Source organism: Demetria terragena DSM 11295 (genome assembly GCF_000376825.1).
Taxonomy (GTDB): Bacteria; Actinomycetota; Actinomycetes; order Actinomycetales; family Dermatophilaceae; genus Demetria; species Demetria terragena.
Map to the genome: position 1 here is coordinate 2,252,184 of NZ_AQXW01000004.1, position 26,775 is coordinate 2,278,958.

Genomic DNA, 26,775 nt, shown 5'->3' on the forward strand with positions numbered 1-26,775 from the left:
CCTGGGGGTCTGTCGCGAGTGCGGGTCGACGTCGTAGGGTCGCGCTGATGACTCGTTGGACGCCCTTGGAATGGCCGGTGCTTCGCCAGTTGCGGAGCGGCGACCGGTTCGGTCGCGGCCCGGCCGTCACCTCGGCCGCCACCCGAGAAGTCAGCGCCCGCACCACCACGGCCGATCGAGTTGTCCAGAGCGTGTGCCCCTACTGCGCAGTGGGGTGCGGGCAGCGGGTCTATGTCAAGGACGAGAAGGTCGTCCAGATCGAGGGTGACCCAGACTCTCCGATCTCGCGGGGTCGCTTGTGCCCCAAGGGGTCCGCGAGCGAGCAACTGGTCAACTCACCCGGCCGACAGACCGAGGTTCTCTACCGTGCGCCGCGGGCCAAGGACTGGCAGCGTCTCGACCGTGACACCGCGATCGACATGATCGCCGACCGATTCATCGACGCCCGTCGGCGTGGCTGGCAGGACCACGACGACCAGGGGCGACCGCTGCGTCGCACCATGGGCCTCGCCTCGCTCGGAGGGGCCACCCTCGACAACGAGGAGAACTACCTCATCAAGAAACTCTTCACCGCCGCCGGCGCGGTGCAGATCGAGAACCAGGCGCGCATATGACACTCCGCCACGGTTCCCGGTCTGGGAGCCAGCTTCGGACGCGGTGGAGCCTCACAGCCGCTACAGGACATGGCCAACGCCGACTGCATCGTCCTCCAGGGCGGCAACATGGCCGAGGCGCACCCGGTCGGATTCCAGTGGGTGACCGAGGCCAAGGCGCGCGGCGCCCGGGTCATCCATGTCGACCCTCGCTTCACTCGTACCAGCGCGGTCGCTGACAAACACATCCCGATCAGGGTCGGCTCCGACGTGGTGCTGCTCGGCGCGCTCATCAACCATGTCCTCACCCACGACCTGTGGTTTGAGGACTACGTCGTCCACTACACCAACGCGGCCACCCTCGTGTCCGAGGAGTTCCGCGACACCGAGGACCTCGACGGCTTGTTTTCCGGTTTCGATCCCGACACCGGGCAGTACGACTCGGCGACGTGGGCGTACGCCCACCGCGACGGCGGCACGGTCCGCCCGGCCGGAAGTCCCGAAAGCGGGGGCAGCAAGAAGGAGCGTGCGGTCGGCGACGAACACGGCGCCGGCGGTCCGTCCCTGGAGGATCCCGCGGTGGTGCGCGACGAAACGCTTCAGGATCCGCGCACCGTTTTCCAGATTCTCAAGAGGCACTTCGCCCGCTACACGCCGGAGATGGTGCACGAGATGTGCGGGATCAGCCGGGAGGACTTCGACTACCTCGCCCGGTCGGTCACCGAGAACTCCGGGCGAGAGCGCACCACCTGCTTCGCCTATGCCACCGGCTGGACCCAGCACACCTTCGGCGCGCAGTTCATTCGCAGTGCCGCGATCCTGCAACTGTTGCTGGGCAACATGGGTCGGCCCGGCGGCGGCATCATGGCGCTGCGCGGTCACGCCAGCATCCAGGGCTCGACGGACATCCCGACGCTGTTCAACCTGCTGCCGGGATACCTGCCGATGCCCAAGGCCGGGGTGCACGACACCTTCGCGGACTACGTCGAGAAGGTTCACTCCAAGAAGGAGAAGGGCTACTGGGCCGAGGCGGAGTCCTATTTCGTGAGCCTGCTCAAGGCGTGGTGGGGTGACGCGGCGACCGCGGACAATGACTTCGCCTTCGACTACCTGCCGAGGCTGGACGGTCCGCACGGGACCTACCAGACCGTCCTGGCGATGCTCGCCGACCAGGTCGAGGGCTACTTCATCCTCGGTCAGAATCCCGCCGTCGGTTCGGCCAACGGTCATCTGCAGCGGATGGGCATGTCCCACCTGAAGTGGTTGGTCGTGCGTGACCTCAACATGATCGAGTCGGCGACGTGGTGGAAGGACGGCCCCGAGATCGCCTCCGGTGAGCTGCGCACCGAGGACATCGAGACCGAGGTGTTCTTCCTGCCCGCCGCGACGCACGTGGAGAAGGCCGGCACTTTCACCCAGACCCAACGCCTGGTCCAGTGGCGTCACCAGGCGGTACGCCCGCCCGGTGAGGCACAGAGCGAGCTGGACTTCTTCCACCGCCTCGGGCGGTGCATCCGCGCAAAATTGGCCGACTCCGCCGACCCGCGCGACCGACCGCTGTTGGACCTGACCTGGGATTACCCGCTCGATGAGCACGACGACCCCGCCCCTGAGGCGGTACTTGCCGAGATCAGCGGGCGTTACCTCACCGGCGACAAGGCAGGCGAGCAGGTGCCCGGGTATTTCGACCTTGAGGCCGATGGCTCCACCAGTTGCGGGTGCTGGATCTACTCGGGCATCTACTCAGGTGGCGTGAACCGCGCCGCGAACCGGGTGCCGCACGGCGGGGACGGCCCGGTGGCCGCGGAGTGGGGCTGGGCGTGGCCCTACAACCGGCGAATGATCTACAACCGCGCCTCCGCGGACCCGGACGGCAACCCGTGGAGCGAGCGCAAGAAGTACGTCTGGTGGGACGCGGAAGCGGGTCGCTGGACGGGCTACGACATACCCGATTTCCCGATCGATCGTGACCCACGTGCGCGCCCTGGCCCAGAGGCGACCGGCGCCGAGGCGATCGCCGGTGACGACCCGTTCGTGCTGCAGTCCGACGGCAAGGGATGGCTGTTCGCACCCACCGGTCTGGTCGACGGTCCACTGCCGACCCACTACGAGGCGGACGAGTCGCCGGTCGCCAACTCCCTTTATCCGCAACAGGAGAAGAGTCCGGCGCGGGTGACGTACGACCGGCCAGGCAATCTCGGCGCGCCGAGCGCAGGCCACCCTGGGGTCGAGGTGTTCCCGTATGTCTTCACTACGTATCGCCTCACTGAGCAGCACACGGCTGGGGGCATGAGTAGGTGGTTGCCCTATCTCGCCGAGCTGCAGCCGGAGATGTTCTGCGAGGTATCGCCGCAACTGGCCGCCGAGCGTGGCTTGGAGAACGACGGGTGGGCGACGATTGTCTCGCCGCGCGGAGTCATCGAGGCACGAGTGCTCGTGACCGACCGGGTGCGCACGTTGACGATCAACGGGCGCGAGGTGCAGCAGATCGGTCTGCCCTATCACTGGGGCGTCGGGGAGGATGCGCTCGTGCAGGGTGACGCGGCGAATGACCTGGTGTCGATTGCACTCGACCCCAACACGCAGATCCAGGGTTCCAAGGTCGGCTCGTGCGATATCCAGCCGGGGCGGCGCCCACAGGGTGCGGCCGCTGCTGAACTGCTGCAGACGTACCTCGAACGCGCCCATCTGACGGCACCGGACAGGAGGACCTGATGGCCCAGCTCAGCGGCCCGACCGACCCGGTCGCCGACGCGCACTGGCCGGCGGGGCCGGCCCGCAAGGGATTCTTCACTGACACCTCGATCTGTATCGGCTGCAAGGCGTGCGAGGTGGCCTGCAAGGAGTGGAATCGCAACCCGCGCGACGGCGACCTTGAGCTCAGCGGCACGTCGTACGACAACACCGGCGCTCTCGGCGCGAGCACCTGGCGGCACGTCGCGTTCGTCGAGCAGGGCGCGAAGGAGATCGAGCAGGCACGCGCCTCGGGTCGGGCTTTGGTCGACCTCGGCATGCCGACCGTTCGCCCAGACACCACAGGTCGAGTAGGCGAGCCTCCCGCCGCTGGTCGAGTAGGGGAGTCTTCCGCCGCTGGTCGAGTAGGCGAGCCCCCCAGGGCGAGCCGTATCGAGACCAATGGCGCCATCCCCGACACTCCCGAATTCCGTTGGCTGATGGCCTCCGACGTCTGCAAGCACTGCACCCACGCCGGATGCTTGGACGTCTGCCCGACCGGGGCGCTGTTCCGCACCGAGTTCGGATCGGTCGTGGTGCAGGACGACGTGTGCAACGGCTGCGGAACCTGTGTCGCCGGGTGCCCGTTCGGCGTCGTCGAACGCCGCAACGACGGCACCGCTGCTCCGACCACTCGGCAGGGCGAGCGCAAGGGCGAGCAGCCGGAGATCCCTAAGCGGGGTGTCGCCCAGAAGTGCACGCTCTGCTATGACCGGCTCGTCGACGGTGACCAGCCAGCGTGCGCCAAGACCTGCCCGACGACGTCGATCACCTACGGCGACCACGAAGACCTGGTGTCGCAGGCGCAGGATCGTGTCGCGCAATTGCACGCGCAGGGTATGACCGAAGCGCGGCTCTACGGTGCCAACGAGAACGACGGCGTGGGCGGCACAGGCTCGGTCTTCCTGCTGCTGGATGAGCCGGAGGTCTACGGCCTGCCGCCCGATCCACGCGTGTGCACGGCCGACCTGATGACGATGTACAAGCGGGCGGGCGTGGCCGCCCTCGGTATGGCAGCCGGCGCAGCCGTCGCCTTTCTCGGAGGTCGACTGTGAGCCCCTCGCCGTACGACGAGTACCGCCCGCCGGAGCCGCCCCGCCGCAAGCGTCGGGTCAACGGCCCGCGCCGTCGTCGCGGTGCGGGAGGCGACGGTGCCCGCGAGATGGTGATGGTCCCGGAAGCCGAATTCACCTCGTACTACGGCAAACCCGTCGTCAAGGCGCCACCATGGGGACACGAGGTCGCGGCCTACCTATTCCTCGGGGGCGTGGCCGGCGGGTCCGGTCTGCTTGCGGTGGGAGCCCAGGCATCCGGTCGCGCACTGCTGCGCCGCAACGCCCGACTCGGAGCGCTAGCCGCCGTGAGTCTCGGGGGCGTCGCGCTGGTCATGGACCTGGGGCGGCCGGATCGTTTTTACAACATGTTGCGCACCTTCAAAGTCACTTCACCGATGAGCGTCGGCTCCTGGATTCTCGCGGCCTTCAGCGGTGGGGTCGGGGTGACCGCGGTCAATGAGATCGACCGGATTGCGGCGAATCGCTTGCCACTTGGGCCGATTCGACCGGTGCTGCGTGCTGTGGAAGGCCCGGCCGGAGTGGGGGCGGCGGTACTCGCTCCGCCGTTGGCGGCGTACACCGCCGTACTGCTCGCCGACACGGCCGTCCCAACCTGGAACGCCGCTCACCGTGACCTGCCATTTGTGTTCGTCAGCTCGGCCAGCCTTGCGGCTGCCGGGCTAGCAATGGTGACCACCCCGACGCGGGAGACCGGACCGGCCCGGTGGATGGCGGCGCTGGGCGTCGTCGGCGACCTGGCTGCGATGAAGCTCATGGAGCGCCGTATGGACCCGGTCGCCGCCGAGCCGCTGCACCACGGGACGGTTGGCACGATGTTGCGGTGGAGTGAGGGGCTCGCGATCGCCGGCGGCGTCGGAGCGGTTCTCGGCGGGCGGCACCGCGCGATCGCGGCCGCCTCCGGCGTGGCGCTCATGACGGCCTCAGCCCTGACCCGGTTCGGCGTCTTCGAAGCCGGCATGCACTCGGCGAAGGATCCGCGCTACACGATCGAGCCACAGAAGCGTCGTCTCGCTGCCCGCCGCGCCGCCGGGGTCACCGACGACTCGATCACGACCGTCTAAGCGGGGGCGTACTCCTCGGCCTCGCCCTGGAGTTCCTCGACGTTCTTCGCTGCCCGGTTGGGCAGCGCCAGGGCCAATGCGATGACCACGAGCGAGATCGCGGCTGAAATACCGAAGGCGAGCTTCATTCCTCCGAGCTGAGCGGCGATCGCACTCGCACCGCCTTCAGCCAGCGCCGCCGAGCGGGCGGACATGACGGTGATGACCAGCGCGGTGCCGAACGCCGCGGCGACCTGCTGCAGCGTGCTGAGGATCGAGCTGCCATGGGAGTAGAGGTGCGGCGGCTGGGTGCTCAGCCCAATCGTGAACACCGGGGTGAAGGTGCACGCCAGCGCGAGCATCAGCAGGATGTGCAGGCCGAGCAACTGCCAGAACGGCATCGTCTGGGACACCTGGCTGAAGCCGGCCAGCGCCAGCGTGACGCCGACCGTCCCAGGGATGACCAGCGGTCGGGCTCCGACGCGGTCGAAGGTGCGACCGACCCTCGGCCCGGCCAGACCCATAAGGATGCCACCGGGCATGACGAGCAGGCCGGCCTCGAGCGGGGTCAGGCCCCGCACGGACTGCAGATAGAGCGGCAGCAGGATCATCGAGCCGAGCATCGCCATGAAGCCGACGGACATGAGGGCGACGGAGATGGCATACGTGCCGGACCGGAAGACGCGTAGATCCAGCAGCGGGGTGCCGCTGCGCTGTAGGTGAAGCTGACGGATGACGAAGGTGGCCACCACGACCAGTCCGGCGACGGTGAAGCCGACCGGGGTGGCGCGGATACCTGACTCGAAGTGGCTCAGGCCGTAAACCAGGCTTCCGAACCCGAGCGCTGCCAGTCCGACGCTGAGCACGTCGATCGACCCGGTCCGCGTCTCACCGATGTTGTCCAGGCGCTTCAGGCCAAACCATGTCACCACGGCGGCCAGCGGCAGCATGGACACGAACATCAGTCGCCACGAGCCGAGCGCGAGCAACCCACCGGACACGACCGGACCCATCGCCGGCGCGACTGACATCGCTAGCGTCACATTGCCCATGACCCGGCCCCGGTCGCTCTGCGGGACGACGGTCATCAAGGTCGTCATGAGCAGCGGCAGCATGACGGCGGTCCCGGCCGCCTGGATCGCGCGACCGCCGAGCAGCACCGGCAGGTTGGGCGCGATCGCCGACAACGCGGTCCCGACGATGAAGGTGCTCATAGCGGTGGCGTAAGCCTGCCGTGTGCTGAACCGCTGCAGGAACCAGCCGGTCGTCGGGATCACCGCCGCCATCGTGAGCATGAAGATCGTCGACACCCACTGCGCGGCGACCTCGGTCACCCCGAGATCGGCCATGAGCCGCGGGATCGCGTTGACCATGATCGTCTCGTTGAGGATGACCACGAAGGTCGCCAGCACGAGCAGCCGGACGACCGGCGGGGTCTTGCCGCTCATCGTCTCGTCGGTGGAGGGGAGGTTGGATGCTGCGAGAGAGTCGGCGGGGTTTGGGGACGTGGACGGCACAGGGAGTCCAACACTCGACAGGCCGGGGTATTCCGCCTTGGCGTGTTGGGGTGCTCGCCGCGTCCCGGCCCGACGGACCGGTTCACACAGGGGGCCTCAGATCACCTCGATGCCGAAGCCCGCGACCGTCTCACCAATGACCGGATATCCGGGCACCTCGCCCACGACGAGGAGCCCACCGGAGGTCTGGGCGTCGGCGAGTAGGAGCAGGTCGTCCTCACGCACGTCCGCCGCCGACTGCAGGTGCGGACGTACCCAGTCGAGGTTGCGGCGGGTGCCGCCGGAGACGTACCCCTCGGCGAGCGCCTCGAGCGCTCCATCTAGCAGCGGTACGTCCGACCTGACGATGCGCGCGCCAACTCCGGAGGCGCGACAAAGCTTGTGGAGATGGCCGAGCAACCCGAATCCGGTCACGTCCGTCGCGGCCTGCGCGTCGGCCGCTAGCGCAGCTTCGGAGGCCGCGCGGTTGAGCGCGACCATCGATTCGATGGCGTGCGGGAACACCTCGCCGGTGGTCTTGTGCCGGTTGTTGAGCAGTCCCACACCTATCGGTTTGGTCAATGTCAGAGGCAGTCCGGAGACGGCAGCATCGTTGCGTAGCAAGCGATTCGGGTCGGCCACACCGGTGACCGCCATGCCGTATTTTGGCTCCGGGTCGTCGACGGTGTGCCCGCCGATCACCGGGCAACCCGCCTCTTGGCCCACCGCGAGCCCGCCGCGCAACACCTCGGTCATGAGTTCCAGCGGGAGCTTTTCGCGCGGCCAGCCCATCAGGTTGATCGCGACGACTGGCCGACCGCCCATGGCGTAGATGTCGGACAGCGCGTTGGCCGCGGCGATGCGCCCCCAGTCGTAGGCATCGTCCACTACGGGGGTGAAAAAGTCGGCAGTCGAGAGTATGGCGAGATCGTCGCGGACAAGCACCGCAGCCGCATCGTCGCCATCGTCCAGACCCACCAGGACGTGGTCCCCGGACTGGCCGGTGAGCCCGCGTACCGCCTCTTCCAACTCGCCCGGTGGGATCTTGCACGCGCACCCACCACCGTGGGCATAGCCGGTTAAGCGCACAGTTGCGTCGGTCATGCGTAGCATTGTGCCCCTGCCGGGGAGGTGTCTGAGTTCCTGGTGGGCTCCCCGGCCTTCAAAGCCGGTGAGACCGAGCATCTCGGTCTGGCGGGTTCGATTCCCGTCCGCCTCCGCCACCCGGCCGTTTGCGTGTCGAGAGGTTCGCTTATGTCGCAGGTCGATCCGCGTCGGCTGATTCCCCGCACGGACGTTCTGTTGGCCCTGCCTGGGGTCGCGGAGTCTGGGTTGAGTGGCCACGTCGTGCGCGAGATCGTACGCACCGCGCAGGATCGCGCGCGTCGCGGCGACCTGCCTCCCGAGCAGGTCGAGCCGACGGTGCTGGCCGCCGTGCGCGCCCAGACCGCCACCTCGTTGCGGCCCGTGCTCAACGCGACAGGCGTCGTGGTCCATACCAATCTGGGTCGGGCGCCCCTTTCACCCTCCGCAGTCCGAGCGCTCGTCGCGGCCAGTGGATATGTCGACGTCGAACTCGACCTAGCCACCGGGGCGCGCTCCTCTCGAGGCGCCGCGGCGCGCGCCGCGCTCCTTGCCGCCTGCCCGGCGGCAGAAGACGCGCTGATCGTCAACAACGGGGCCGGAGCGCTCGTCCTGGCCACCACCGCACTGGCCCATGACCGTGAGGTGGTCATCAGTCGGGGAGAACTCATCGAGATCGGCGCGGGCTTCCGACTTCCCGATCTGATTGCCTCAACGGGCAGTCGACTGCGTGAAGTTGGCGCGACCAACCGCACCCACCGCCATGACTACGCCGACGCGATCGGCGCCGACACCGGCTGCGTGCTCAAGGTTCATCCCAGCAACTTCCGTGTCGAAGGCTTCACCTCAGGGGTGTCCGTCGCCGACCTCGCATCGCTCGCCGCAGAGCAGGGGACCGTCCTGGTCGCCGACCTCGGGAGCGGGCTGCTGTATCCCGAGGATGTTCTGCCCGATGAGCCGGATGCCACGTCTGCCCTGACCGACGGCGCCGACCTGGTGATCATGAGTGGCGACAAGCTCCTCGGAGGTCCGCAAGCCGGTGTGCTTCTCGGTAAGGCCGAGGTGATCCAACGGCTCGCGAAGCACCCCCTGGCGCGGGCCGTACGCGCCGACAAGTTGACCCTCGCCGCGCTAGAAGCGACTCTCACCACCGAGCGGGTGCCGGTCACCGAGTCGATTCACGCCGACCGGGAGCGCCTGCGAGCACGGACTGAACGCCTTGGTGCGGCGCTGGACGTTCCAGTGGTCGAGCACGGGGGCCGGGTCGGTGGTGGCGGGGCGCCGGGAGTTCCGTTGCCTGGCTTTGCTGTTCGACTTCCCGAGGCCGCGGCAGAGGCCTTGCGTCGCGGTGAGCCGGCTGTCCTGCCGAGGGTCCGCGAGGGTGCTTGCCTCGTCGATCTGCGGTGCGTGCCGGAGGACGACGATGAACGCCTGACTGCCGCCGTCCGGGCCGCCCTGTCATCGATTGATTCCGCTGCTTCGACGGACTCGACCAACCAGCGATGACCCGCCACGTCGTCGCCACGGCCGGGCACGTCGATCACGGGAAAAGCACCCTGATCCGGGCTCTGACCGGCATCGAGACTGACCGGTGGGCCGAAGAACGCCGCCGTGGGCTGACCATCGATCTCGGGTTCGCCTGGACCGCGCTCCCTTCCGGACGACACGTCGCCTTCATCGATGTGCCGGGGCACGAACGCTTCGTCGCAAACATGCTTGCCGGGCTCGGTGGAGCGACCTCGGTGCTCTTCGTCGTCGCCGCCGACGAAGGGTGGAGCGCTCAGTCCGACGATCATCGAGATGCGTTGCGCGCCTTAGGTGTAGAGCGCGGGGTTATCGCCGTCACCCGGTGCGACCGAGCGCCCGAAGAGGTCGAAGCAACCAGTGCTCGTGCGCGCGCCGAGCTCGCGGACACTGGTCTGGCGGAGGCACCCGTCGTCGCGGTCTCGGGCGTCAATGGCGCGGGATTGGAGTCGCTGCGCGCGGCACTGGACGACATGCTCGCGACCGAGCCCGAGCCAGACCCGGCGGCGCGCGTGCGCTTCTGGGTGGACCGGTCGTTCACGATCACCGGCGCCGGCACGGTCGTCACCGGCACTCTGCTGGCCGGGTCGATCGCGCGGGGCGACGAACTCCACCTCGCCACCGCCGACGGACTCCGGTCAGTCACGGTGCGGAGCATCGAGAGCGAAGGCGCGCGCCTGGAGCAGATCGGCCCGGTGGTGCGCACGGGGCTCAACCTGCGCGGCATCTCCGCCGAAGAGGCGCACCGCGGCGACCTGCTCCTCACCCCCGGTGCGTGGAATTTGACCGACACGGTCGACGTTCGGAAGGTCGCAGGCGCAGCAGAGAACGTCCCGGAGCAAGTGCTCGGCCACGTCGGGAGCGCCTCAATTCCGTTGCACGCCAGGCAGTTCGACGCTGACCACCTGCGCCTGCGACTGCCGCGAGCATTGCCCCTGGTGCGGGGCGACCGCCTGGTACTGCGCGATCCGGGGCGTCAGGGCATCTTGGCTGGCGTCCAGGTCCTCGACGCCGATCCGCCCGAACTGACTCGCCGTGGCGACGCCTCGCGACGGTCAGTCGCACTTGCCGCTGCGACCCTGTCCGGCACCGTGCACGACGAGGTCGCGCGACGCGGAGCGGTAAGCCTCGCGCATCTGCGCCGACTCGGACTCGTGGATGGGGCTGAGGAAGTGCCGGCCGGGGTGCGCACGGTCGGTGAGTGGTGGGTGCAGGAGTCGACCTTCGCGGGCTGGGCGCGGGAGGCCCTGGCCGCCGTACGCGCCGACCATGAACGAAACCCGTTGAGCCATGGGATTTCTCGCGGGTCTCTCGTTGACCGAATCGGTCTCCCTTCGCCAGATCTGCTGAGCGCCGTCGCGCGGGAAGCGGGTCTGGATCAGGACGCCGGGCGGGTACGACTCCCTGGCCGACCCGACGACCTCGGTCCCGCAGAGCCGGGCATTGCCACCCTGGAGGTCCGGCTCTCAAGTGATCCGTTCGACGCGCCCTTGGCCGATGACCTGATCGAGCTTGGCCTGGGAGTCTCAGATTTGGCCGCGGCCGAGCGGGCCGGTCGGGTGCTCCGGCTGGGGGAGGTCGTGCTGTTGCCCTCGGCGCCGGCCCAGGCGATGCGCGAATTGGCGGCGCTGGAGCAGCCGTTCACCACCAGCCAGGCACGGCAGACGCTCAACACTTCGCGTCGCGTCGCCATCCCGCTGCTGGAGCACCTAGACCGACGTGGGTGGACCCGCCGTCTCGACGCTGGGCATCGCGAAGTCGTCCGCTAGCGATCGAATTCAGGGAGGGTCCCTCGACACAAGGCACCCCGATGGCCAAAACTGGAGGAAGGCGCAGCCTGAACCAGCTGCGCTGGACCGTGCGGCCAACCCGGCCGCCATGACACTCGGGGGTTCACATGTCACAACGCACGATCAAGTCACAACGCACGATCAAAGTCGCTGGCGCGCTAGGTGTGCTGGCCATATCCGGAACCGTCCTTTCGGCGCCCGCGATGGCCGATGAGTATGTCGGCCCGAACGGGTCCATCTCCGCGGCATGTTCGGGCAAGCAGATAGCTACCGGAAGGCTCTACGACGCTAAGGGCACCGCGCACGCCACCGCGCGTTGGCGGCTCTATTCGTCTGCGGCCAAGGGAGGTACGAGGTGCCTTCAGGTATGGGACGGAACGACCGGTAGCCACACCATGGCGGCGATGATCCGTCCCGCAGAGCAGTTTCACGACGGAGCCAAGAAGGCAGGCCCGGTCAAGGAGAAGACGTCCGCGGTGAGTCTCACTGGAGTAGGAAAGCAGTGCATCGGCTTTACCGCTGAGCTGACCGACCGGGCGTTCTACCAAAGGAACGTTAATTCGTACGGCTGCAACTAGGCTGCACGCGAAAGCCCTCGGCACCAATACTGTTGGTGCCGAGGGCTTTTCGTCTGTGGAGCGGGCGACGAGAATCGAACTCGCGTATTCAGCTTGGGAAGCTGATGTTCTACCATTGAACTACGCCCGCGCGTGGCCTGCTGCGGCCAGCGTCAGCGAGTCTAACCGACCTGGTGGCTCGTCTCACATGGGGATATCGGTGACTCGCAGTGCGGCACCATGGTCGGGTGACAGAGGTTCTCGAGGGATTCGCCACAGTTGGGTTGGTCATCGCTCTGGGCGCATTCCTTGCGCATATTCGCCTTGTTGACGATCAAGCTCGCGTGGTGTTGGCGCGACTGGCCTTCTTCGTCGCTTCCCCTGCGCTGATGGTGACCACGATCGGTGCATCCGACGTGAGCGATGTGTTGTCCGGCAACCTCGTAGCCACGGCGGCCGGCGTCCTCGTTCCCGCAGCGATCTACGCCCTGGTCGCGCGCCTGGTGTGGCGGCGGGAGGTTGGCGACACCGTGATCGGCGCGCTCGCCAGTTCGTATGTCAACGCGGGCAATCTTGGAATCCCGGTGGCGGCGTACGCCCTGGGCAACGCGTCCTATGTTGCTCCCACGCTCTTGCTCCAACTCTTAGTCCTGCAGCCCCTCGCGCTTGCGGTGCTCGATGCTGATCGCGGCGATCGACGGATCTCAGCGAAGGACCTGATCGTGCGGCCCTTCACGAACCCGCTGACACTAGGAAGCCTTGCGGGTCTGGCTTTGGCTATTACCGGTTGGAAACTCCCGTTCGTGCTCCTGCACCCCGTCGAACTGGTGGGCTCTATGGCGGTTCCGGCCATGTTGATCGCGTACGGCATTGCTCTTCGCCTCGGTCCCGGCCTGGGCGGCGGGATTCCCAAGGGTGAACTCGTGCTCACCACGATGCTGAAGACGGTGGTGCAACCGTTGACCGCCTTTGTCGTGGCGAAATTCGCGCTAGGTCTGGACGGGCACGCGCTCCTGGCAGTCGTGGTGTGTTCGGCACTCCCCACGGCACAGAACATCTACGTGCATGCTGCCCGATTTGACCGGGCCACGACGCTTGCGCGGGACACGATTCTCCTCACGACAACCCTCGCGGTACCCGTGATCGTGGGAATCGCCTACGTGCTGGGCTAGGTTTGGCGTCGTGCTGCTTTCAGACCGCCACATTCTTGCCCAGGTCAAGGCTGGCCGGGTGCGCCTGGACCCCTACGACGCCGAGATGGTGCAGCCATCGAGCATCGACATTCGCCTCGACCGGCACTTTCGACTTTTCGACAACCACAAATATCCCTACATCGATCCGGCCGAAGAGCAGCCGGAGCTCACCCGCGCCCTGGAGGTCTCGGGAGATGAACCGTTCGTGCTGCATCCTGGCGAGTTCGTGCTGGGGTCGACCTATGAAGCGGTCACTCTCCCCGACGACATCGCCGCGCGCGTCGAAGGAAAGTCGAGCCTCGGTCGACTCGGGTTGCTGACGCACGCCACGGCCGGCTTTGTTGACCCTGGGTTCTCCGGCCACGTCACGCTCGAGCTCTCCAACGTGGCGACCCTGCCCATCAAACTGTGGCCCGGAATGAAGATTGGGCAGTTGTGTTTCTTCCAGCTCACCTCGCCAGCCATGCACCCCTACGGCAGCGACGCCACCGGCTCGCACTATCAGGGCCAGCGGGGCCCTACCGCGAGCCGGTCGTACGAACGCTTTCAGCGCAGCGACCTCCGCCCCACCGAATAAGGAAATCTCTCGTGGTGTCAGATCCGACGGTTAGGTTTGCGGCATGATCACGTTCGAGGAGGTCACCAAGTCCTATCCAGCAGGTAAGGACGCGACCCCAACGATTGCTGTCGACCACTTGAGTCTGCAAGCTCCCACGGGAAAGATCACCGTGTTGGTGGGCCCATCTGGTTGTGGCAAGACAACCTCCCTGCGCATGGTCAATCGGATGATCGAGCCCACCTCCGGCTCGATCTCCATCGACGGTGAAGACATCATGAAGCCCAGCGCGCCCGAACTGCGTCGCCAGATCGGCTACGTCATTCAGCACGCGGGCTTGTTCCCCCACCGCACGGTGGTTGACAACGTCGCCACGGTGCCGCTGCTCCTGGGCTGGGACAAGAAGAAGGCGCGCGACCGCGCCCGTGAAGTGCTGGAACTCGTGGGACTGCCCGGTGGCTTCGCAGAGCGCTATCCGGCGCAGTTGTCCGGTGGCCAACAGCAGCGAGTCGGCGTTGCCCGGGCGCTGGCGGCAGACCCACCCGTGATGCTGATGGACGAACCGTTCAGCGCAATCGACCCTGTCGTGCGCGAACAACTCCAGGACGAGTTCCTGCGGCTGCAGGACGAACTCGACAAGACGATCATCTTTGTCACCCACGACATCGACGAGGCGATGAAGCTCGGTGACCAGATCGCCGTGTTGCGCGTCGGGGGAGTGCTGGCCCAGATGGCCTCTCCGGACTACTTGCTGGCGCATCCGATCGATGATTTCGTGGCGGACTTCGTCGGCCGAGACCGCGGTTATCGCTCGCTGTCCTTCCAGGACGCGCCCGACTTGCCCCTGCACGCTGAGCCGACGGTGCCGTTGGGCGCGACACCCGATGAAGTACGCACGGCCGCCTCCGGTGATGCCTGGGCGCTCGTGGTCGATAACGGTCGCCCGCAGGGCTGGGTGGAGCCCGCTCGCGTCGAGGCGCCGATAGAGCCAGCGATGCTGCACCGTGGAGGCACCGTCGCGCGGGCCCGCGGACCACTTCGAGCCATGCTCGACGCAGCGCTGTCCTCGCCAAGTCGCCGTGGCGTAGTCGTCGATCAAGACGGCGCGCTCCTGGGCACCGTCCGGGCGCACGAAGTGCTGGCGGAGATCGAAAACACCGATCGCCCGGAAGTCGACCCAGATGACATCGCCCCGACAGGTGACGCGGTGTGACCACCCTGGACACCGGCTACGTGGCGGACAACGCGGGGGATATCGCCTACCGCATGTTCCTCCACGCAGAAATGGCCGGCATCCCACTCATTCTCGGCTTGGCCATCGCCTTGCCGCTCGGGTGGCTGGCGCGTCGCAACCGGGTCACCCGATTGGTCTTGCTCACCGGGTCCGGGTTGCTCTATACGATTCCCTCCCTTGCGCTCTTCGTGGTCATGCCGCTGATCTTGGGCACGCCGATTCTCGCCGGGTGGAATGTCGTCGCGGCCATGACGCTCTACACCCTGGCGTTGCTAGTCCGCACCGTCGTGGACGGCCTTGATGCTGTCCCAGATGACGTACGCCAGGCTGCCGTCGCCATGGGATACCCGCCGCTCAAGCGGTTTGTCTCCGTCGAACTCCCGCTGGCCGTGCCGGTGATTGCGGCGGGACTGCGGGTCGCGGCGGTCAGCAATGTCAGCATCGTCAGCGTCGCTGCGCTGCTGGGCATCCCGCAACTCGGGATCTATCTCACCAACGGCTACAACCGCACCTACTGGACTGAGATCTGGGTGGGCATCGTGGCCATCCTGCTGCTCGCGCTGGTCTTCGACCTCGTCATCCAGGCGGTCAGCCGCTCCCTGACACGGTGGCAACGAGTGGGGGCGGCGACGTGATCCTGACAGATGTGTGGACCTGGCTCACCAATGGCGAGAACTGGGAGGGCGAAGGCGGTATCGCCAACCGACTCCTTGAGCACCTCACCTACACCGGGCTGACGATGGTTTTCGCGGTCGCCATCGCGATCCCGCTCGGAACCTGGATCGCGCATTCCGGCCGCGGTGCCTGGATGATCACGGTCGCTAACTCCGCCCGCGCGATTCCGAGCCTGGGGCTGTTGCTGGTCCTGGTGATGTGGTTGCAGCCGAAGTTCCAGGGCGAGACCAACCTGGGCTTCTTGCTGCCCTCGGTGGTGGCGCTGGTTGTTCTAGCCCTGCCGCCGCTCCTGGCAGGCGCATATTCCGGAGTCAGTGAGGTCAATCCAGCCGCCCGGGACGCTGCCACCGGCATGGGCATGACCGGTCGAGAAGTGTTCTTCAAGGTCGAACTTCCCTGCGCGCTTCCGCTGATCTCCTCGGGGATCCGAAGCGCCACCCTTCAGGTCGTCGCGACCGCCACGATCGCGGCTTTCACCGGTCTCGGTGGCCTGGGGCGATACGTCATCGACGGCCGTCAGACCAGTCAGCCCGACATGATGATCGGCGGCGCCATTCTTGTGGCACTGCTCGCGCTCAGCCTCGAACTCATCTTGGCGACCATCCAACGGTTCGTGGTCTCGCCGGGGCTTGGCGGGCGCGCCCGACGCGGGCCGCGCACGTCGGACGCCGCCGATGTGGACTCCTCTCACCCGACTCCGCCAGCCGCCGCGACGAGAGAACAGGCCTCCGTATGACCTCCCGACCTAGCCGACGTGTCGCTCTGACGGCAGCTGGACTGATCACCCTCCTGACCGGGTGTGGCCTTTCTGGAGAATCCCTCGACTCCGGGGGAGGTGGGGCGCAGGCGTGTTCGACCGAGGCGCCTCAGAGTGGGCCGATCAAAGTTGGCTCGGCCGACTTCCCCGAGTCCGGGTTGATCGCTGAGATCTATGCCGGCGCGCTGAAGGCTAAGGGCATCGATGCGACCACCACGGATCCCATCGGCGCGCGGGAGGCATACCTCCAGGCGTTGCAGGACGGCTCGGTGCAGGTCGTCCCGGAATACACCAACTCGCTGCTCAACTATCTCGACCCGAAGGCCAAGGTCAAGGGAGCCGAGGAGATCCATGCGGCGCTGCAGACGACCGTGCCATGTAGCCAACTCGTCCTGCAGAAGTCCGCCGCCGAGGACTCCAACGCGCTGGTCGTGAGCCAACCGACCGCGAAAAAGTGGAACCTCAAGACCGTCTCCGACCTGGCCAAGCGCGCCAATGAGGTGAGCATCGCGGCCTCGCCGGAGTTCCGCACTCGCCAGCAGGGTCTGGTCGGGTTGAAATCCGTCTACAACCTGGAGCCCAAGAGTTTCCGAGCCATCGGCAACGCCGCCACGCTCGCCGCCTCGCTCAAGAATGGCCAGGTGACGGCAGCCAACATCTACTCCACCGACCCGTCGATCACCACCAACAAATTCGTGGTCCTCAAGGACGATAAGCAACTGTTTGGGTCCGACAACGTCGTGCCCCTCGTCGCCCGCTCGTCGGCCACGCCCCAGGTACAGACCACCCTCAACGCGGTCTCGGCCAAGCTGACGACTCCTGAGCTCGCACGCATGCTCAAGGAAGTGGTGGTCGACAAGAAGAGTCCGGCGAAGGTTGCCGAGGCGTGGCTTTCGAAGAATGCGTTGAGTTAATTTGATGAGTGAGCGCTCACTCACTTAGGCTGGAGGGATGCCTCCAGCGTCGACACCTTCACGTGCCCCTGCGCTTGCCCCGGGAGAGCGGCGTCAGGCTCTGATCGAGGCGACGTTGCGCGCGATCTTGGAATTACGAACCTCGCCGTCTACCCGTCAGATCGCCGCCGCAGCTGGGGTCGCGGAGGGCACGATCTTCCGAGTGTTCGACACCAAGGAAGAGTTGATCGACGCGGCGATCGCGCAGGCCTTCGACCCCGAGCCGTTCGCGGAGCAAGTAGCCGCGATCGACCCGGACCTCACGCTTCGACCAAGACTCGAAGCATTGGTGGCGGCGGTCCAGGACCGGTTTCGCGAGGTCTTTGACGTCATGGCTGCGCTGGGGTTGACCTCACCGCCAGATGAACATCCGAACGCCTCCCAGACGCAGGTTCGTGACATCACGCAACGTCTCACGGACGTGATCCGGCCCGACGCTGAGGCGCTGCGAGTCACGCCCGAGGAAGTTCTGAAGTATGCCCGGCTCCTCACGTTCTCCGGGAGTCACCCAGAGTTGACGGACGAAAACCCTTTGACGCCAGCAGAAATCACGAGTGTGCTGCTCGATGGCCTATTGATTGAACCAGGAGTCACCGGATGCTGATCAGATTGATCCGCGAGTTCCTTCGGGCATACTCCTCGTGGTTGTGGTTGCTCGTGGGGCTCCAATTGATCAGCGTGATCACCAACCTCTACCTGCCCAGCCTCAACGCTGACCTGATCGACAACGGACTGGCAAAGGCCGACGTCGACCACATCTGGAAGGTCGGCGGCGTGATGCTGCTGGTCAGCTTGGTGCAGATCGTGGCGGCGTCGGCCGCTGCCTTTACCGGCGCGCGTACGGCGATGGGCTTTGGTCGGGATGTCCGAGGCGCGATCTTCGCTCGCGTCGGGCGATTCTCCTCACGGGAGTTCAACCAGATTGGAACCCCGTCGCTCATCACCCGCGGCACCAATGACGTGCAGCAGGTCCAGATGCTCGTGCTCATGAGCTGCACGCTCATGATCATGGCTCCGATCATGATGATCGGTGGAGTGATCATGGCGCTGCGTGAGGACGTGGGGTTGTCCTGGCTCATGGTTGTTGCCGTGCCACTGCTTGCCGTCTCCATCGGTTTGGTCATCCGCAAGATGGTGCCGTGGTCGCGTCGCCAGCAGACTCGTCTCGACGCGGTGAACCGCGTGCTGCGCGAGCAGTTGATGGGCCTGCGGGTCGTACGCGCCTTTGTAAGGGAACCTCAAGAGCAGCAACGGTTTGCGGGCGCTAACGACGACCTCACCGAGGCAGCAATCCGGATGGGGCGACTGATGGGTGCCATGTTCCCCATCGTGATGATCGTGATGAACGTCTCCACGGTTGCCGTGGTCTGGTTCGGTGGACACCGGGTGGCCGCGGGCGACATGGAGATTGGGGCGCTCACCGCCTACATGACCTACCTCATCCAAATTCTGATGGCGGTCATGATGGCGACCTTCATGTTCATGATGGTGCCGCGTGCCTCGGTGGCTGCTGAACGCATTAGAGAGGTTCTTGATACAGAGCCGTCCGTACGTCCTGCGGATGAACCCGCAGGGTTGGAGACGATCACCGGGGTCCTCGATCTGGTGGATGCGGGAATGAGATATCCCGGAGCCGAATCTCCCGTGCTGCGGAACGTCAATCTGCACGCCGAGCCCGGCCAGATGGTGGCCGTGATCGGGTCGACCGGAGCGGGCAAGACGACCTTGCTGTCGCTGGTGGCGCGTCTTTTTGATGCGACCGAAGGGCAGGTCCTGGTGGACGGTGTCGACGTGCGCGAGGTGCGACCCGACGTGCTGTGGGGACACATCGGGATCGTCCCCCAGAAGCCCTACCTCTTCTCGGGAACGGTGGCCAGCAATCTGCGGTACGGCCGCCCGGACGCCACGGACGAGGAACTGTGGGAGGCGCTGGAGGTTGCCCAGGCGCGTGAATTCGTCTCGGCTATGGACGGCGGCCTGGAGGCGCCGATCAGTCAGGGCGGGACGAATGTGAGTGGTGGTCAGCGTCAGCGTCTCTGCATTGCCCGGGCGATTGTCGCGCGCCCGAAGATTTATCTGCTGGATGACTCCTTCTCGGCGCTCGACATGGCGACCGATGTCCGCCTTCGCGCGGCGCTGAAGCCCATCACGCGGGACGCCACGGTGGTGGTTGTCGGTCAGCGAGCGTCGAGTATCAGGGACGCCGACCAAATCTTGGTGCTCGACGACGGCTTGGTCGTGGGCTCCGGGACCCACCAGGAGTTGCTGGAGACCTGCCAGACCTACCAAGAGATTGTCGCCTCACAGAGTGGAACGGGGGTGTCGGCATGAGTGCTCCTCCCGTAGAGAAGTCCGCGCAGTTCCTGCCGTCAGCGAAGCGGTTGCTGTCCTTGATGCGACCGCAGCGAGCTCGACTGATTCTGGTTTTGATCTTGAGCGTGATGTCGGTCGTGCTCAACGTGCTCGCGCCAAAGATCCTTGGCGACGCGATCGACGCGGTGTTCTCCGGGTCGGTCTCCCAGGCGCTTCCCGCGGGTCAAACCAAGGATTCCGCCATCGACGGTCTCCGGGCGAGTGGGGACATAAAGCTTGCCGACATGGTGTCGCAGATGGACCTCGTCCCCGGGGAAGGCGTCGACTTTGGGGTTGTCGGGCGTCTACTCCTGATGGTGCTGGGGCTATACCTCATCGCTGCGCTCGCACAGTTCATCCAGGCGTGGATCTTGAACGCCGCAGTCCAGGCCACCATCCGCAAACTGCGATCCGATATCGAAGCCAAGATTCATCGAGTTCCGTTGTCATACCTCGATGGTCGGCCTCGTGGTGAGTTGCTCTCGCGCGTCACGAACGACGTCGACAACATTGCGCAGTCCCTGACCCAGACGTTGAGCCAACTGTTGGTGTCCTTGCTGACGGTCATCGGTGTGCTGGTGATGATGCTGACCATCTCACCGATGCTCACCGTCGTGGTCCTGGTCTCGATCCCGGTCGCCCTGTTGATTACCCAGCAGGTCATGAAGCGCAGCCAGAAGCTCTTTGTGCAGCAATGGACGAGTACCGGTGCCCTCAACGCGCAGATCGAGGAGTCCTTTACCGGGCATGAGTTAGTGACCGTGTTCGGACGTGGCAAGGAGGTTCGCGAACGCTTCGACGAGACCAACGCTGAGCTCATGCAGGTGAGTTACAAGGCGCAGTTCATCTCTGGCTTGATGATGCCGATCATGATGTTCGTCGGGAACTTGCTCTACGTCGTCGTGGCCGTCGTAGGCGCTGTTCGAGTGGTCAACGGTCAGATGACCTTGGGTGGGGTGACTGCCTTCGTGCAGTACTCCCGCCAGTTCACTCAGCCGTTGTCCCAGGTCGCGTCGATGACCAACCTCTTGCAGTCCGGAGTTGCCTCTGCTGAAAGGGTTTTCGAGGTTCTGGATGCGCCCGAGCAGGAGCCGGAGAAGCAGGATTCCTTGTCCTCACCGACACGCGGCCGGGTGGCCTTCGAGGACGTCGCCTTCGGGTACGGCGAGACGCCGCTCATCAATGGCCTCGACCTCGTCGCCGAGCCAGGCCAGACGGTTGCGATCGTGGGGCCTACCGGTGCTGGAAAGACCACCCTGGTCAACCTCTTGATGCGCTTCTATGAACTCGACCGCGGTCGAATCACGTTGGATGGAGTCGATATTGCGGCTGTTCCGCGTCACGAACTGCGCTCGCGTATCGGCATGGTGCTTCAGGATGCGTGGCTGTTCGAGGGCACGATCCGCGAGAACATCGCGTACGGCAACCCGGACGCGACCCCGGAGCAGATTCAGCAGGCCGCCGAGGCGACCTTTGTCGACCGATTCGTCCACAGCCTTCCTGAGGGCTATGACACGGTGGTTGACGAGGAGGCGAGCAACCTCAGTTCGGGCGAACGTCAACTGGTGACGATCGCGCGGGCCTTCGTGGCCGACCCGGCGATGTTGGTTTTGGACGAGGCCACCTCGTCGGTCGACACCCGGACCGAGTTGCTCCTGCAGGAGGCTATGGCCGCACTCCGATCGGATCGGACGAGTTTCGTCATCGCGCACCGACTCTCGACCATTCGGGACGCCAATCTGATCCTGGTGATGGAAGACGGCGGGATTGTCGAACAGGGCACCCATGATGAGCTCATCCGTGCCGAAGGAGCGTACTACCGGCTCTATCAGGCACAGTTCCTCGGCGCGGCGGTTGAACTGGATGAGGAAACCGCCGCGCATTAGTCCTCAACTAACTCACGGTGGGCGTCTAATCAGCGACTCATAGGACGTGGCCGCGGTTCCGTTGAGAAAGTCGTCGTGGTTCGAATACCACTGGCGCAATTGCGGATCGAGCGGCGCGTCGGGGTCAAGATGTGCTTGGGCGCTGCGGGCATACGTCAATGGGTGATGCGCGCTCGCCACCGAGCCTTGGCGCCCAGGTGCGGGCGAGTCATCCAGCACCACACGTACCACGTTGCTGCGATCGACGGCGTTGCGAGCATCGAGGCGCGGTACGACGTCTTGGCGGTGTTCGAGTGATAGCACGGAAATGTCGCGGGGTACGGCGATTCGGCCGGTAGGCGCCCCAGCCGTGACCACACTGGTGACGTTGAAGCGGCGGCGGAAGGCCGAGTCCGCGGCAAGCCTGGTGGCGACGAGCCCACCCTGACTGTGGCCGGCGAGCATGACCGGCTCGGACCCAGGGCGTACGCCTGCCTGGCGCATGGCGAGCTCCAGGGACTCTGCAATCGCGGGGTAGAGCGGGTTGGATTTTCCAGCCAACGCGGCCAGGTTGGAGCCGAGGTCACTGGGGTTGGCCGGCGATAGGGGGCTCCAGTCTTGGGTGCCAGGGACGCTCACGATCCAGCGATGGACCCCGTCAGGCCCGAGCACGCGCTGCGCGCGGACGCGGGTCCCGCGGTCAGTTTCCGCCGGTGTGGACAGGACTTCCTTTTGGGCCTTCATTAATCCGCTGAGGTCGCGAACTGGGGTGTCGGCGCGCGGAGGAAGGCTTCGTACGGTGAGCGTGCGGTGGTGGTCGAAGGCGCCGAGCGCTCGACCGGTCATGAGCAGGAAGGCGATCTCCTGCTCGAACTCCTCGCCGGGTACGTATCGTCGCGCGCCCGACACGGCGAGATTCGTGAGGTCAGGATTGGCGTAGACGGATGTGCCCAGGCCATCGACGAAGCGATCCTTCAACTCCCCCATGGCGGTGTCCACGGACGTTGGCTGAGCCAGTGCGGTGCCAGCCGCGGCCTGGCCCGCTTCACGCGCCACGACCGCGACCGTGATGGCGACACCGACGGGAATCTGAACCCTCTCCAGGGTCGCTCGCGCCACCTGATCAGCGTGCTCGTACGCGCCCGCAGTCAGACGGAGTCCGCGCGCCAGCACCTCCAGTCGAACGGCAAGGCCGGTTAGGCCGTGTCGACCCAGTACGAGCATCGCGAGGTGCGAGGTGACCGCAGCGCCTGTCGCGGGTGACATCGCCAGGCTGGTCGGTGGCAGAGCTACGCCCAAGTCGGTCACCGCGCGAACGATGCGCCGCACCTCATCTCCACTGCGATCGATGCGGCCGGCATGGGAGCGCATGTCCTGCAAAGAGGCGTCGACGGACGTGGTCCCGCCGGTGACTACAGGGCCGTCAAGTGGTGCATCCATCAGGCGATCCAGTCCGCTAGCGCCGTGGCGGCATCTATGAAGAGTTCACGAATTCCGTTGGTAGGTAACGGAACAGATATGACGCGTTCCTGGCTGTCAATGGCCACCACGTGCCAGCCTGTGGGAGTGGCGATCGCTCCGCGGGGTGCTGCGGGATCCCCAGACCCGTGCCGGACCGTCATCGTCATGCCGCCCGTTGCCTGGGCGAGTGGAGCGGTCGGGTCGACCTGACTGTCGCGAGGTTTGGCGCCAGCGCCGGGAACCATGCGAAGAAGTTCGTCGATCATGAATTCGACTGGGCCGGTGGACAATCCGTGTGCGCGCACGACGTCGTTGTGGATGAAGGTGGCCAGGAGTGCGTACTCCCCGCTTGGGCTGACACTCGCCACCGCCGCGACCCGATCAGGTCCTTGCCACGACGTCAGGAGGATGCGCGGGCCGGGGGAGTTGCAAAGCTCGAGAACGGTCGGATCATTGGAAGCTGGATCGATGGCGCGGTGCACGACGCTCGTCACCATGGCAGCGCGACCTCGCGGGTGATTTCCACGGCCTTCTTCAGCGCTCGCTCACGCGACTCCACGGCGCGAGCGTGGTGTTGTAGCAGCCGATCAAGTTCGTCAAGGTCCTCCGCGCACCTGGTCAGTTCTTGGCCGCGGTCGCGTAAGCGTTGCCGAAACAATTCAGCCGAGGCGCTGCGCCACTGCACGCCATGGGCGGCGGTGAGGGCGGACGCTTCGGCCCGGGTTTCGTAAGCGAGGCGCCGGGCGCGCCGACCGGCGGTCCGAATCTGTTCGGGGTCATCTGTCATGACCGGATGGTGACCCACAGAAGGGGAGGGCCGCAGCCGTGCCAGATCGCCCTGTGGATAGACCGCGCCCCACAGGAACAGCGCGACAGATGGTCGCGCTGTTCCTGGAGGAGTCAGGGCTTGGTGTCGAGCCGAATCAACTCAGTCCATGTTGCCGGGCCACAGAACCCGTCTTCAGGCACGACCTCTGCCCCGGCGAGATGATTGACGTGCCGCTGGTACGACAGCACCGAATCCTGGGTGCGTGGACCAAACATTCCGTCGACCTCGACCTTGCTGGCCTGGCCCGACGCGTTGAGTTCTCGCTGCAGGGCAATGACAGTGTTTCCCTTTCCGCCGATGGTGGCGGTGCTTCGGAGCAGGATCCGATCCCAGCTCCGCATCGTGTCCAATGCACCCGTGGCGGGCAGACCTTCACGCACCTGGAAGGTTTTGACAGCTGCCCTGGTGCCCGGACCGAAGGACCCGTCCACTGCGAGGCTAGGCGTCCATTTCCGAAGGAGGTACTGCGCCGTGGTCACCGGACGCTTAGTCCCGTTGGTCATTCCATAGCGCAGTGCAGGAACGGTCCATTTGCCAGAACTTGCCGCCGCGCTTCGACCAACTCCCAACCCGAGCACGGCAACGCTGGCGATCGAGCCGCCCAAAATAGCGCGACGTGAAAAGTCTTCCATCGTGATTCCCCATTCCGCCCTTTCGGGCACCCAAGCCAAAGGCCCCCGCCTTTGGTCTTGGTATGAGGACGCCGACCGGGTCAATCTGGTTGCATCACGGGCGGTAGAAACTCACATAGTCCGCACCTCAGGTGCGCTTAACCGCCGCCAGCAACATGTTGGCGACGTCGACGACCTCGACGTCTTCGCGTGCCTCGCCGTCAGACTGCTTGGCGGTCAGACCGTCGGTCATCATGACCCGGCAGAACGGGCAGCCAATCGCAATGCGGTCGGCGCCAGTCTCGACGGCCTCGGTGGTGCGGTTGAGGTTGATGCGCGATCCGAGCTTTTCTTCCATCCACATGCGCGCGCCGCCAGCGCCACAGCAGAACGAGGTCTCTCCGGAGCGCTTCATCTCTTTGTATTCCACACCGGGCAGAGCGCCGATGAGCTCGCGGGGCGGGGCATACACGCCGTTGTGGCGTCCGAGATAACACGGGTCGTGGTACGTCACGCTCGCGCCGGTGGACGCGGCGCCGGAGGTGTCGGCTTCATCCGGGCGGGCCACCGGTGTCAGCTTCTTCTCCCGGACGAGACGGTTCAGCAACTGCGTGTGGTGCACCACCTCATAGTTGCCGCCGAGCTGGGGGTATTCGTTCTTGATGGTGTTGAAGCAGTGGGCGCAGGTCACGACGATCTTGGAAGCCGACGCCTCACTGAGTGTTTCGATGTTCTGCTGGGCGAGCATCTGGAAGAGCATCTCGTTGCCGGCGCGTCGAGCGGAGGCACCGGTGCAGGACTCCCCATCGCCCAGCACCGCGAACTCCACGCCGGCCATGTGCAGCAGCTCGGCCACGGCACGGGTCGTCTTCTTGGCGCGGTCCTCATAGGCCCCTGCGCACCCGACCCAGAACAGCCATTCGACGTCGGTTGCGGACTCGACATCGGACCCAATCACCTTGATTTCGAACGGAAGTCCCTTGGCCCAGTCCATGCGGGCCCGGGCTGACATGCCCCAGGGGTTTTGTTTGTTCTCAAGGTTCTTGAACAGGCCGCCGAGCTCGCTCGGGAAGGCTGATTCCAGCAGCACCTGGTGACGGCGCATGTCGACGATGTGGTCGACGTGTTCGATGTCGACGGGGCATTGCTCGACGCACGCGCCACACGTGGTGCAGGACCACAGCACGTCTTCGTCGACGATGGCCCCGGCCTGCGCCAGGCCGATGGGGTCGTACGCCGTCAGCGGGTTGTCGAGGTCGTAGCCGGTGGTGCCCACGAGTGGGGCCTCGAGCAACGAAACGCCGGTCGGACTCTCGCCGGTCGAGGCCTGCAGGTATGGCGCCTTGGCATGCGCATGATCGCGCAGGCTCATCATGAGCAGTTTGGGGGAGAGCGGCTTCTCGGTGTTCCAGGCCGGGCATTGGCTCTGGCATCGACCGCACTCGGTGCAGGTGGAGAAGTCGAGCAGACCCTTCCAGGTGAACTGTTCCACGGACCCGACCCCCAGCGCTAGCTCGGAGTCTTCGTCCTCCATCAACTCATCGAGGTTCTCGAAGTCGATGTTCTTGCCGTCCGGGCCGCGCATCGGCTGCAGTGGGCCGAGCGAGGTGGCGCCGTCGGCGTAGCGCTTGAAGAAGATATTGAAGAACGCCAAAAAGCGGTGCCAGGCGACACCCATCGTGGTGTTCAACGAGATCGTGATCATCCACGCGAAGGAGATGACGATCTTGAGCGTGGCGACCACCACGATGAATTGTTCGAGTGACTGAGCCGACATCCCACCGAACGCCTCGCCGACAGGGAAAGTCAGCGGGTAATGGGCGATCGCGTTGACCTCGCCCTCCGTGGACTGAAGGGCGTACTCCAACCCCCTGAGCGCGAGGATGCACAACATGACCCCGAGGATCGTCAACTCGACGTAGTAGGCCTGCCAGAAGGTGGAGCCGTAGAAGCGGGACGTACGCCCCTCTTTAGCGGGGTGCTTCTTGCGGCGCACGACCATGAGGGTCACGATCCCGACGAGACCGGTGATGACCAGGATGTCGGTGGCCCACTCATAGACCGGGAAATGCCCGATCAGCGGGATCGCGAAGTGCGGGTTAAAGATCTGCCCGAACGCGGTGACCAGGGTAAGGAACAGGAACCCGAACCCGACCATGGTGACCCAGTGCGCGGCCGACACGATACGAATCCGCGACATGCGGGTATGCCCAAGAAATTCCCGGAGCAAGGTGAGGGTTCGCTGGACCTTGCGGTCGCCGCGGGCTTCGGGGGCGCCGACGTGCAAGGTGGCGAGGATTCGGCGTACCGCGCGGACCAGGAGGGCAGTGCCCACTGCGGTGATGCCGAGAGCGATGATCGCGCAGACGATCTGGAGTGCCGACATGGGCGCAGTCT

22 protein-coding genes and 2 tRNA genes are annotated in these 26,775 nt (G+C 65.6%); 16 read left to right on the plus strand and 8 right to left on the minus strand.

The window, feature by feature from the left end; all coding sequences use genetic code 11:
* The first annotated feature begins 47 nt into the window (after window positions 1–47).
* Genes fdh through nrfD form a run of 3 tightly spaced genes read left to right on the plus strand, consistent with a single transcriptional unit; the run spans window position 48 to window position 5,463 of the window.
* Window positions 48–3,308 carry a formate dehydrogenase gene (fdh, locus tag F562_RS0115135; protein ID WP_245553704.1) on the plus strand — a complete coding sequence of 1,087 codons (3,261 nt, stop codon included), beginning with the start codon at window positions 48–50 and terminating at the stop codon, window positions 3,306–3,308.
* Entirely contained in the window at window positions 3,308–4,381 is a 1,074-nt protein-coding gene (locus F562_RS0115140) for a 4Fe-4S dicluster domain-containing protein (protein ID WP_018157819.1), read from the plus strand. The genes fdh and F562_RS0115140 overlap by 1 nt, the downstream gene beginning before the upstream one ends.
* Window positions 4,378–5,463, plus strand: a complete 1,086-nt coding sequence (gene nrfD / locus F562_RS0115145) for an NrfD/PsrC family molybdoenzyme membrane anchor subunit (protein WP_018157820.1) — start codon at window positions 4,378–4,380, stop codon at window positions 5,461–5,463. The genes F562_RS0115140 and nrfD overlap by 4 nt, the downstream gene beginning before the upstream one ends.
* Here nrfD and F562_RS0115150 read toward each other — a convergent pair.
* Both F562_RS0115150 and selD read right to left on the minus strand, forming a co-directional pair.
* Window positions 5,460–6,959 (minus strand): MDR family MFS transporter, encoded by a 1,500-nt coding sequence (locus F562_RS0115150; protein WP_245553663.1) that lies wholly within the window; start codon window positions 6,957–6,959, stop codon window positions 5,460–5,462. The genes nrfD and F562_RS0115150 overlap by 4 nt on opposite strands.
* A gap of 96 nt (window positions 6,960–7,055) precedes the next feature.
* On the minus strand, window positions 7,056–8,042 hold the full coding sequence (selD, locus tag F562_RS0115155; protein ID WP_018157822.1) for a selenide, water dikinase SelD: 987 nt from the start codon (window positions 8,040–8,042) through the stop codon (window positions 7,056–7,058).
* A gap of 23 nt (window positions 8,043–8,065) precedes the next feature.
* On the opposite strand from selD, the gene F562_RS0115160 reads away from it, so the two are divergent.
* The 4 genes from F562_RS0115160 to F562_RS0115175 all read left to right on the plus strand — a co-directional run bounded on the left by F562_RS0115160 (window position 8,066) and on the right by F562_RS0115175 (window position 11,913).
* A tRNA-Sec gene (locus tag F562_RS0115160) sits at window positions 8,066–8,161 on the plus strand.
* A 31-nt stretch (window positions 8,162–8,192) separates the two neighbouring features.
* Window positions 8,193–9,527, plus strand: a complete 1,335-nt coding sequence (gene selA, locus F562_RS0115165; RefSeq protein ID WP_018157823.1) for an L-seryl-tRNA(Sec) selenium transferase — start codon at window positions 8,193–8,195, stop codon at window positions 9,525–9,527.
* The gene (selB, locus tag F562_RS0115170) at window positions 9,524–11,314 is read left to right on the plus strand and encodes a selenocysteine-specific translation elongation factor (protein ID WP_018157824.1); all 1,791 of its coding nucleotides are present in this window, start codon (window positions 9,524–9,526) and stop codon (window positions 11,312–11,314) included. Before selA ends, selB begins: the two co-directional genes overlap by 4 nt.
* Window positions 11,315–11,442: 128 nt before the next feature.
* Window positions 11,443–11,913 carry a hypothetical protein gene (locus F562_RS0115175; protein WP_018157825.1) on the plus strand — a complete coding sequence of 157 codons (471 nt, stop codon included), beginning with the start codon at window positions 11,443–11,445 and terminating at the stop codon, window positions 11,911–11,913.
* Window positions 11,914–11,969: 56 nt separating this feature from the next.
* Here F562_RS0115175 and F562_RS0115180 read toward each other — a convergent pair.
* Window positions 11,970–12,043: transfer RNA gene (locus F562_RS0115180), tRNA-Gly, on the minus strand.
* A gap of 97 nt (window positions 12,044–12,140) precedes the next feature.
* Here F562_RS0115180 and F562_RS0115185 point away from each other — a divergent pair.
* From F562_RS0115185 to F562_RS0115225, 9 genes are read left to right on the plus strand one after another with little or no spacing between them, the layout of a single operon-like run.
* Window positions 12,141–13,064, plus strand: coding sequence for an AEC family transporter (locus F562_RS0115185; protein WP_026181314.1), 924 nt, complete (start codon window positions 12,141–12,143; stop codon window positions 13,062–13,064).
* A gap of 10 nt (window positions 13,065–13,074) precedes the next feature.
* Entirely contained in the window at window positions 13,075–13,662 is a 588-nt protein-coding gene (gene dcd / locus F562_RS0115190; protein WP_018157827.1) for a dCTP deaminase, read from the plus strand.
* 43 nt (window positions 13,663–13,705) lie between these two features.
* Window positions 13,706–14,854: an ABC transporter ATP-binding protein gene (locus F562_RS0115195; RefSeq protein ID WP_018157828.1), complete on the plus strand. Its 1,149-nt coding sequence runs from the start codon at window positions 13,706–13,708 to the stop codon at window positions 14,852–14,854.
* Complete coding sequence (locus F562_RS0115200; RefSeq protein WP_018157829.1) at window positions 14,851–15,510, plus strand: ABC transporter permease; 660 nt, start codon at window positions 14,851–14,853, stop codon at window positions 15,508–15,510. Before F562_RS0115195 ends, F562_RS0115200 begins: the two co-directional genes overlap by 4 nt.
* Window positions 15,507–16,286: an ABC transporter permease gene (locus F562_RS0115205; protein ID WP_245553664.1), complete on the plus strand. Its 780-nt coding sequence runs from the start codon at window positions 15,507–15,509 to the stop codon at window positions 16,284–16,286. Before F562_RS0115200 ends, F562_RS0115205 begins: the two co-directional genes overlap by 4 nt.
* On the plus strand, window positions 16,283–17,221 hold the full coding sequence (locus tag F562_RS0115210; protein ID WP_018157831.1) for an ABC transporter substrate-binding protein: 939 nt from the start codon (window positions 16,283–16,285) through the stop codon (window positions 17,219–17,221). The genes F562_RS0115205 and F562_RS0115210 overlap by 4 nt, the downstream gene beginning before the upstream one ends.
* Window positions 17,222–17,258: 37 nt before the next feature.
* Window positions 17,259–17,864 carry a TetR/AcrR family transcriptional regulator gene (locus tag F562_RS0115215; protein WP_018157832.1) on the plus strand — a complete coding sequence of 202 codons (606 nt, stop codon included), beginning with the start codon at window positions 17,259–17,261 and terminating at the stop codon, window positions 17,862–17,864.
* A complete protein-coding gene (locus F562_RS0115220; protein WP_018157833.1) occupies window positions 17,858–19,591 on the plus strand; it encodes an ABC transporter ATP-binding protein in 1,734 nt (577 codons plus the stop codon). Before F562_RS0115215 ends, F562_RS0115220 begins: the two co-directional genes overlap by 7 nt.
* Window positions 19,588–21,498 (plus strand): ABC transporter ATP-binding protein, encoded by a 1,911-nt coding sequence (locus F562_RS0115225; RefSeq protein ID WP_018157834.1) that lies wholly within the window; start codon window positions 19,588–19,590, stop codon window positions 21,496–21,498. The genes F562_RS0115220 and F562_RS0115225 overlap by 4 nt, the downstream gene beginning before the upstream one ends.
* Before the next feature lie 12 nt (window positions 21,499–21,510).
* On the opposite strand, the gene F562_RS0115230 is transcribed toward F562_RS0115225, so the two are convergent.
* From F562_RS0115230 to F562_RS0115250, 5 genes are all read right to left on the minus strand, one after another.
* Complete coding sequence (locus F562_RS0115230) at window positions 21,511–22,917, minus strand: PGAP1-like alpha/beta domain-containing protein (protein WP_018157835.1); 1,407 nt, start codon at window positions 22,915–22,917, stop codon at window positions 21,511–21,513.
* Window positions 22,917–23,435: a hypothetical protein gene (locus F562_RS0115235; protein ID WP_018157836.1), complete on the minus strand. Its 519-nt coding sequence runs from the start codon at window positions 23,433–23,435 to the stop codon at window positions 22,917–22,919. The genes F562_RS0115230 and F562_RS0115235 overlap by 1 nt, the downstream gene beginning before the upstream one ends.
* A complete protein-coding gene (locus F562_RS0115240; RefSeq protein WP_018157837.1) occupies window positions 23,429–23,725 on the minus strand; it encodes a hypothetical protein in 297 nt (98 codons plus the stop codon). Before F562_RS0115240 ends, F562_RS0115235 begins: the two co-directional genes overlap by 7 nt.
* 113 nt (window positions 23,726–23,838) lie before the next feature.
* On the minus strand, window positions 23,839–24,399 hold the full coding sequence (locus F562_RS19520; RefSeq protein ID WP_018157838.1) for a peptidoglycan-binding domain-containing protein: 561 nt from the start codon (window positions 24,397–24,399) through the stop codon (window positions 23,839–23,841).
* Window positions 24,400–24,526: 127 nt separating this feature from the next.
* Window positions 24,527–26,764 (minus strand): (Fe-S)-binding protein, encoded by a 2,238-nt coding sequence (locus F562_RS0115250; protein WP_018157839.1) that lies wholly within the window; start codon window positions 26,762–26,764, stop codon window positions 24,527–24,529.
* Window positions 26,765–26,775 lie beyond the last annotated feature (11 nt).

What these genes read in the sequence shown, in the direction of transcription:
- F562_RS0115175 (WP_018157825.1), top strand. Translation starts at nt 11,443, where the DNA reads ATGTCACAACGCACGATCAAGTCACAACGCACGATCAAAGTCGCTGGC.
- F562_RS0115225 (WP_018157834.1), top strand. Translation starts at nt 19,588, where the DNA reads ATGAGTGCTCCTCCCGTAGAGAAGTCCGCGCAGTTCCTGCCGTCAGCG.
- F562_RS0115220 (WP_018157833.1), top strand. Translation starts at nt 17,858, where the DNA reads ATGCTGATCAGATTGATCCGCGAGTTCCTTCGGGCATACTCCTCGTGG.
- F562_RS0115140 (WP_018157819.1), top strand. Translation starts at nt 3,308, where the DNA reads ATGGCCCAGCTCAGCGGCCCGACCGACCCGGTCGCCGACGCGCACTGG.
- F562_RS0115215 (WP_018157832.1), top strand. Translation starts at nt 17,259, where the DNA reads ATGCCTCCAGCGTCGACACCTTCACGTGCCCCTGCGCTTGCCCCGGGA.
- selD (WP_018157822.1), bottom strand. Translation starts at nt 8,042, where the DNA reads ATGACCGACGCAACTGTGCGCTTAACCGGCTATGCCCACGGTGGTGGG.
- F562_RS0115195 (WP_018157828.1), top strand. Translation starts at nt 13,706, where the DNA reads ATGATCACGTTCGAGGAGGTCACCAAGTCCTATCCAGCAGGTAAGGAC.
- F562_RS19520 (WP_018157838.1), bottom strand. Translation starts at nt 24,399, where the DNA reads ATGGAAGACTTTTCACGTCGCGCTATTTTGGGCGGCTCGATCGCCAGC.
- selB (WP_018157824.1), top strand. Translation starts at nt 9,524, where the DNA reads ATGACCCGCCACGTCGTCGCCACGGCCGGGCACGTCGATCACGGGAAA.
- F562_RS0115235 (WP_018157836.1), bottom strand. Translation starts at nt 23,435, where the DNA reads ATGGTGACGAGCGTCGTGCACCGCGCCATCGATCCAGCTTCCAATGAT.
- F562_RS0115230 (WP_018157835.1), bottom strand. Translation starts at nt 22,917, where the DNA reads ATGGATGCACCACTTGACGGCCCTGTAGTCACCGGCGGGACCACGTCC.
- F562_RS0115210 (WP_018157831.1), top strand. Translation starts at nt 16,283, where the DNA reads ATGACCTCCCGACCTAGCCGACGTGTCGCTCTGACGGCAGCTGGACTG.
- selA (WP_018157823.1), top strand. Translation starts at nt 8,193, where the DNA reads ATGTCGCAGGTCGATCCGCGTCGGCTGATTCCCCGCACGGACGTTCTG.
- F562_RS0115240 (WP_018157837.1), bottom strand. Translation starts at nt 23,725, where the DNA reads ATGACAGATGACCCCGAACAGATTCGGACCGCCGGTCGGCGCGCCCGG.
- F562_RS0115250 (WP_018157839.1), bottom strand. Translation starts at nt 26,764, where the DNA reads ATGTCGGCACTCCAGATCGTCTGCGCGATCATCGCTCTCGGCATCACC.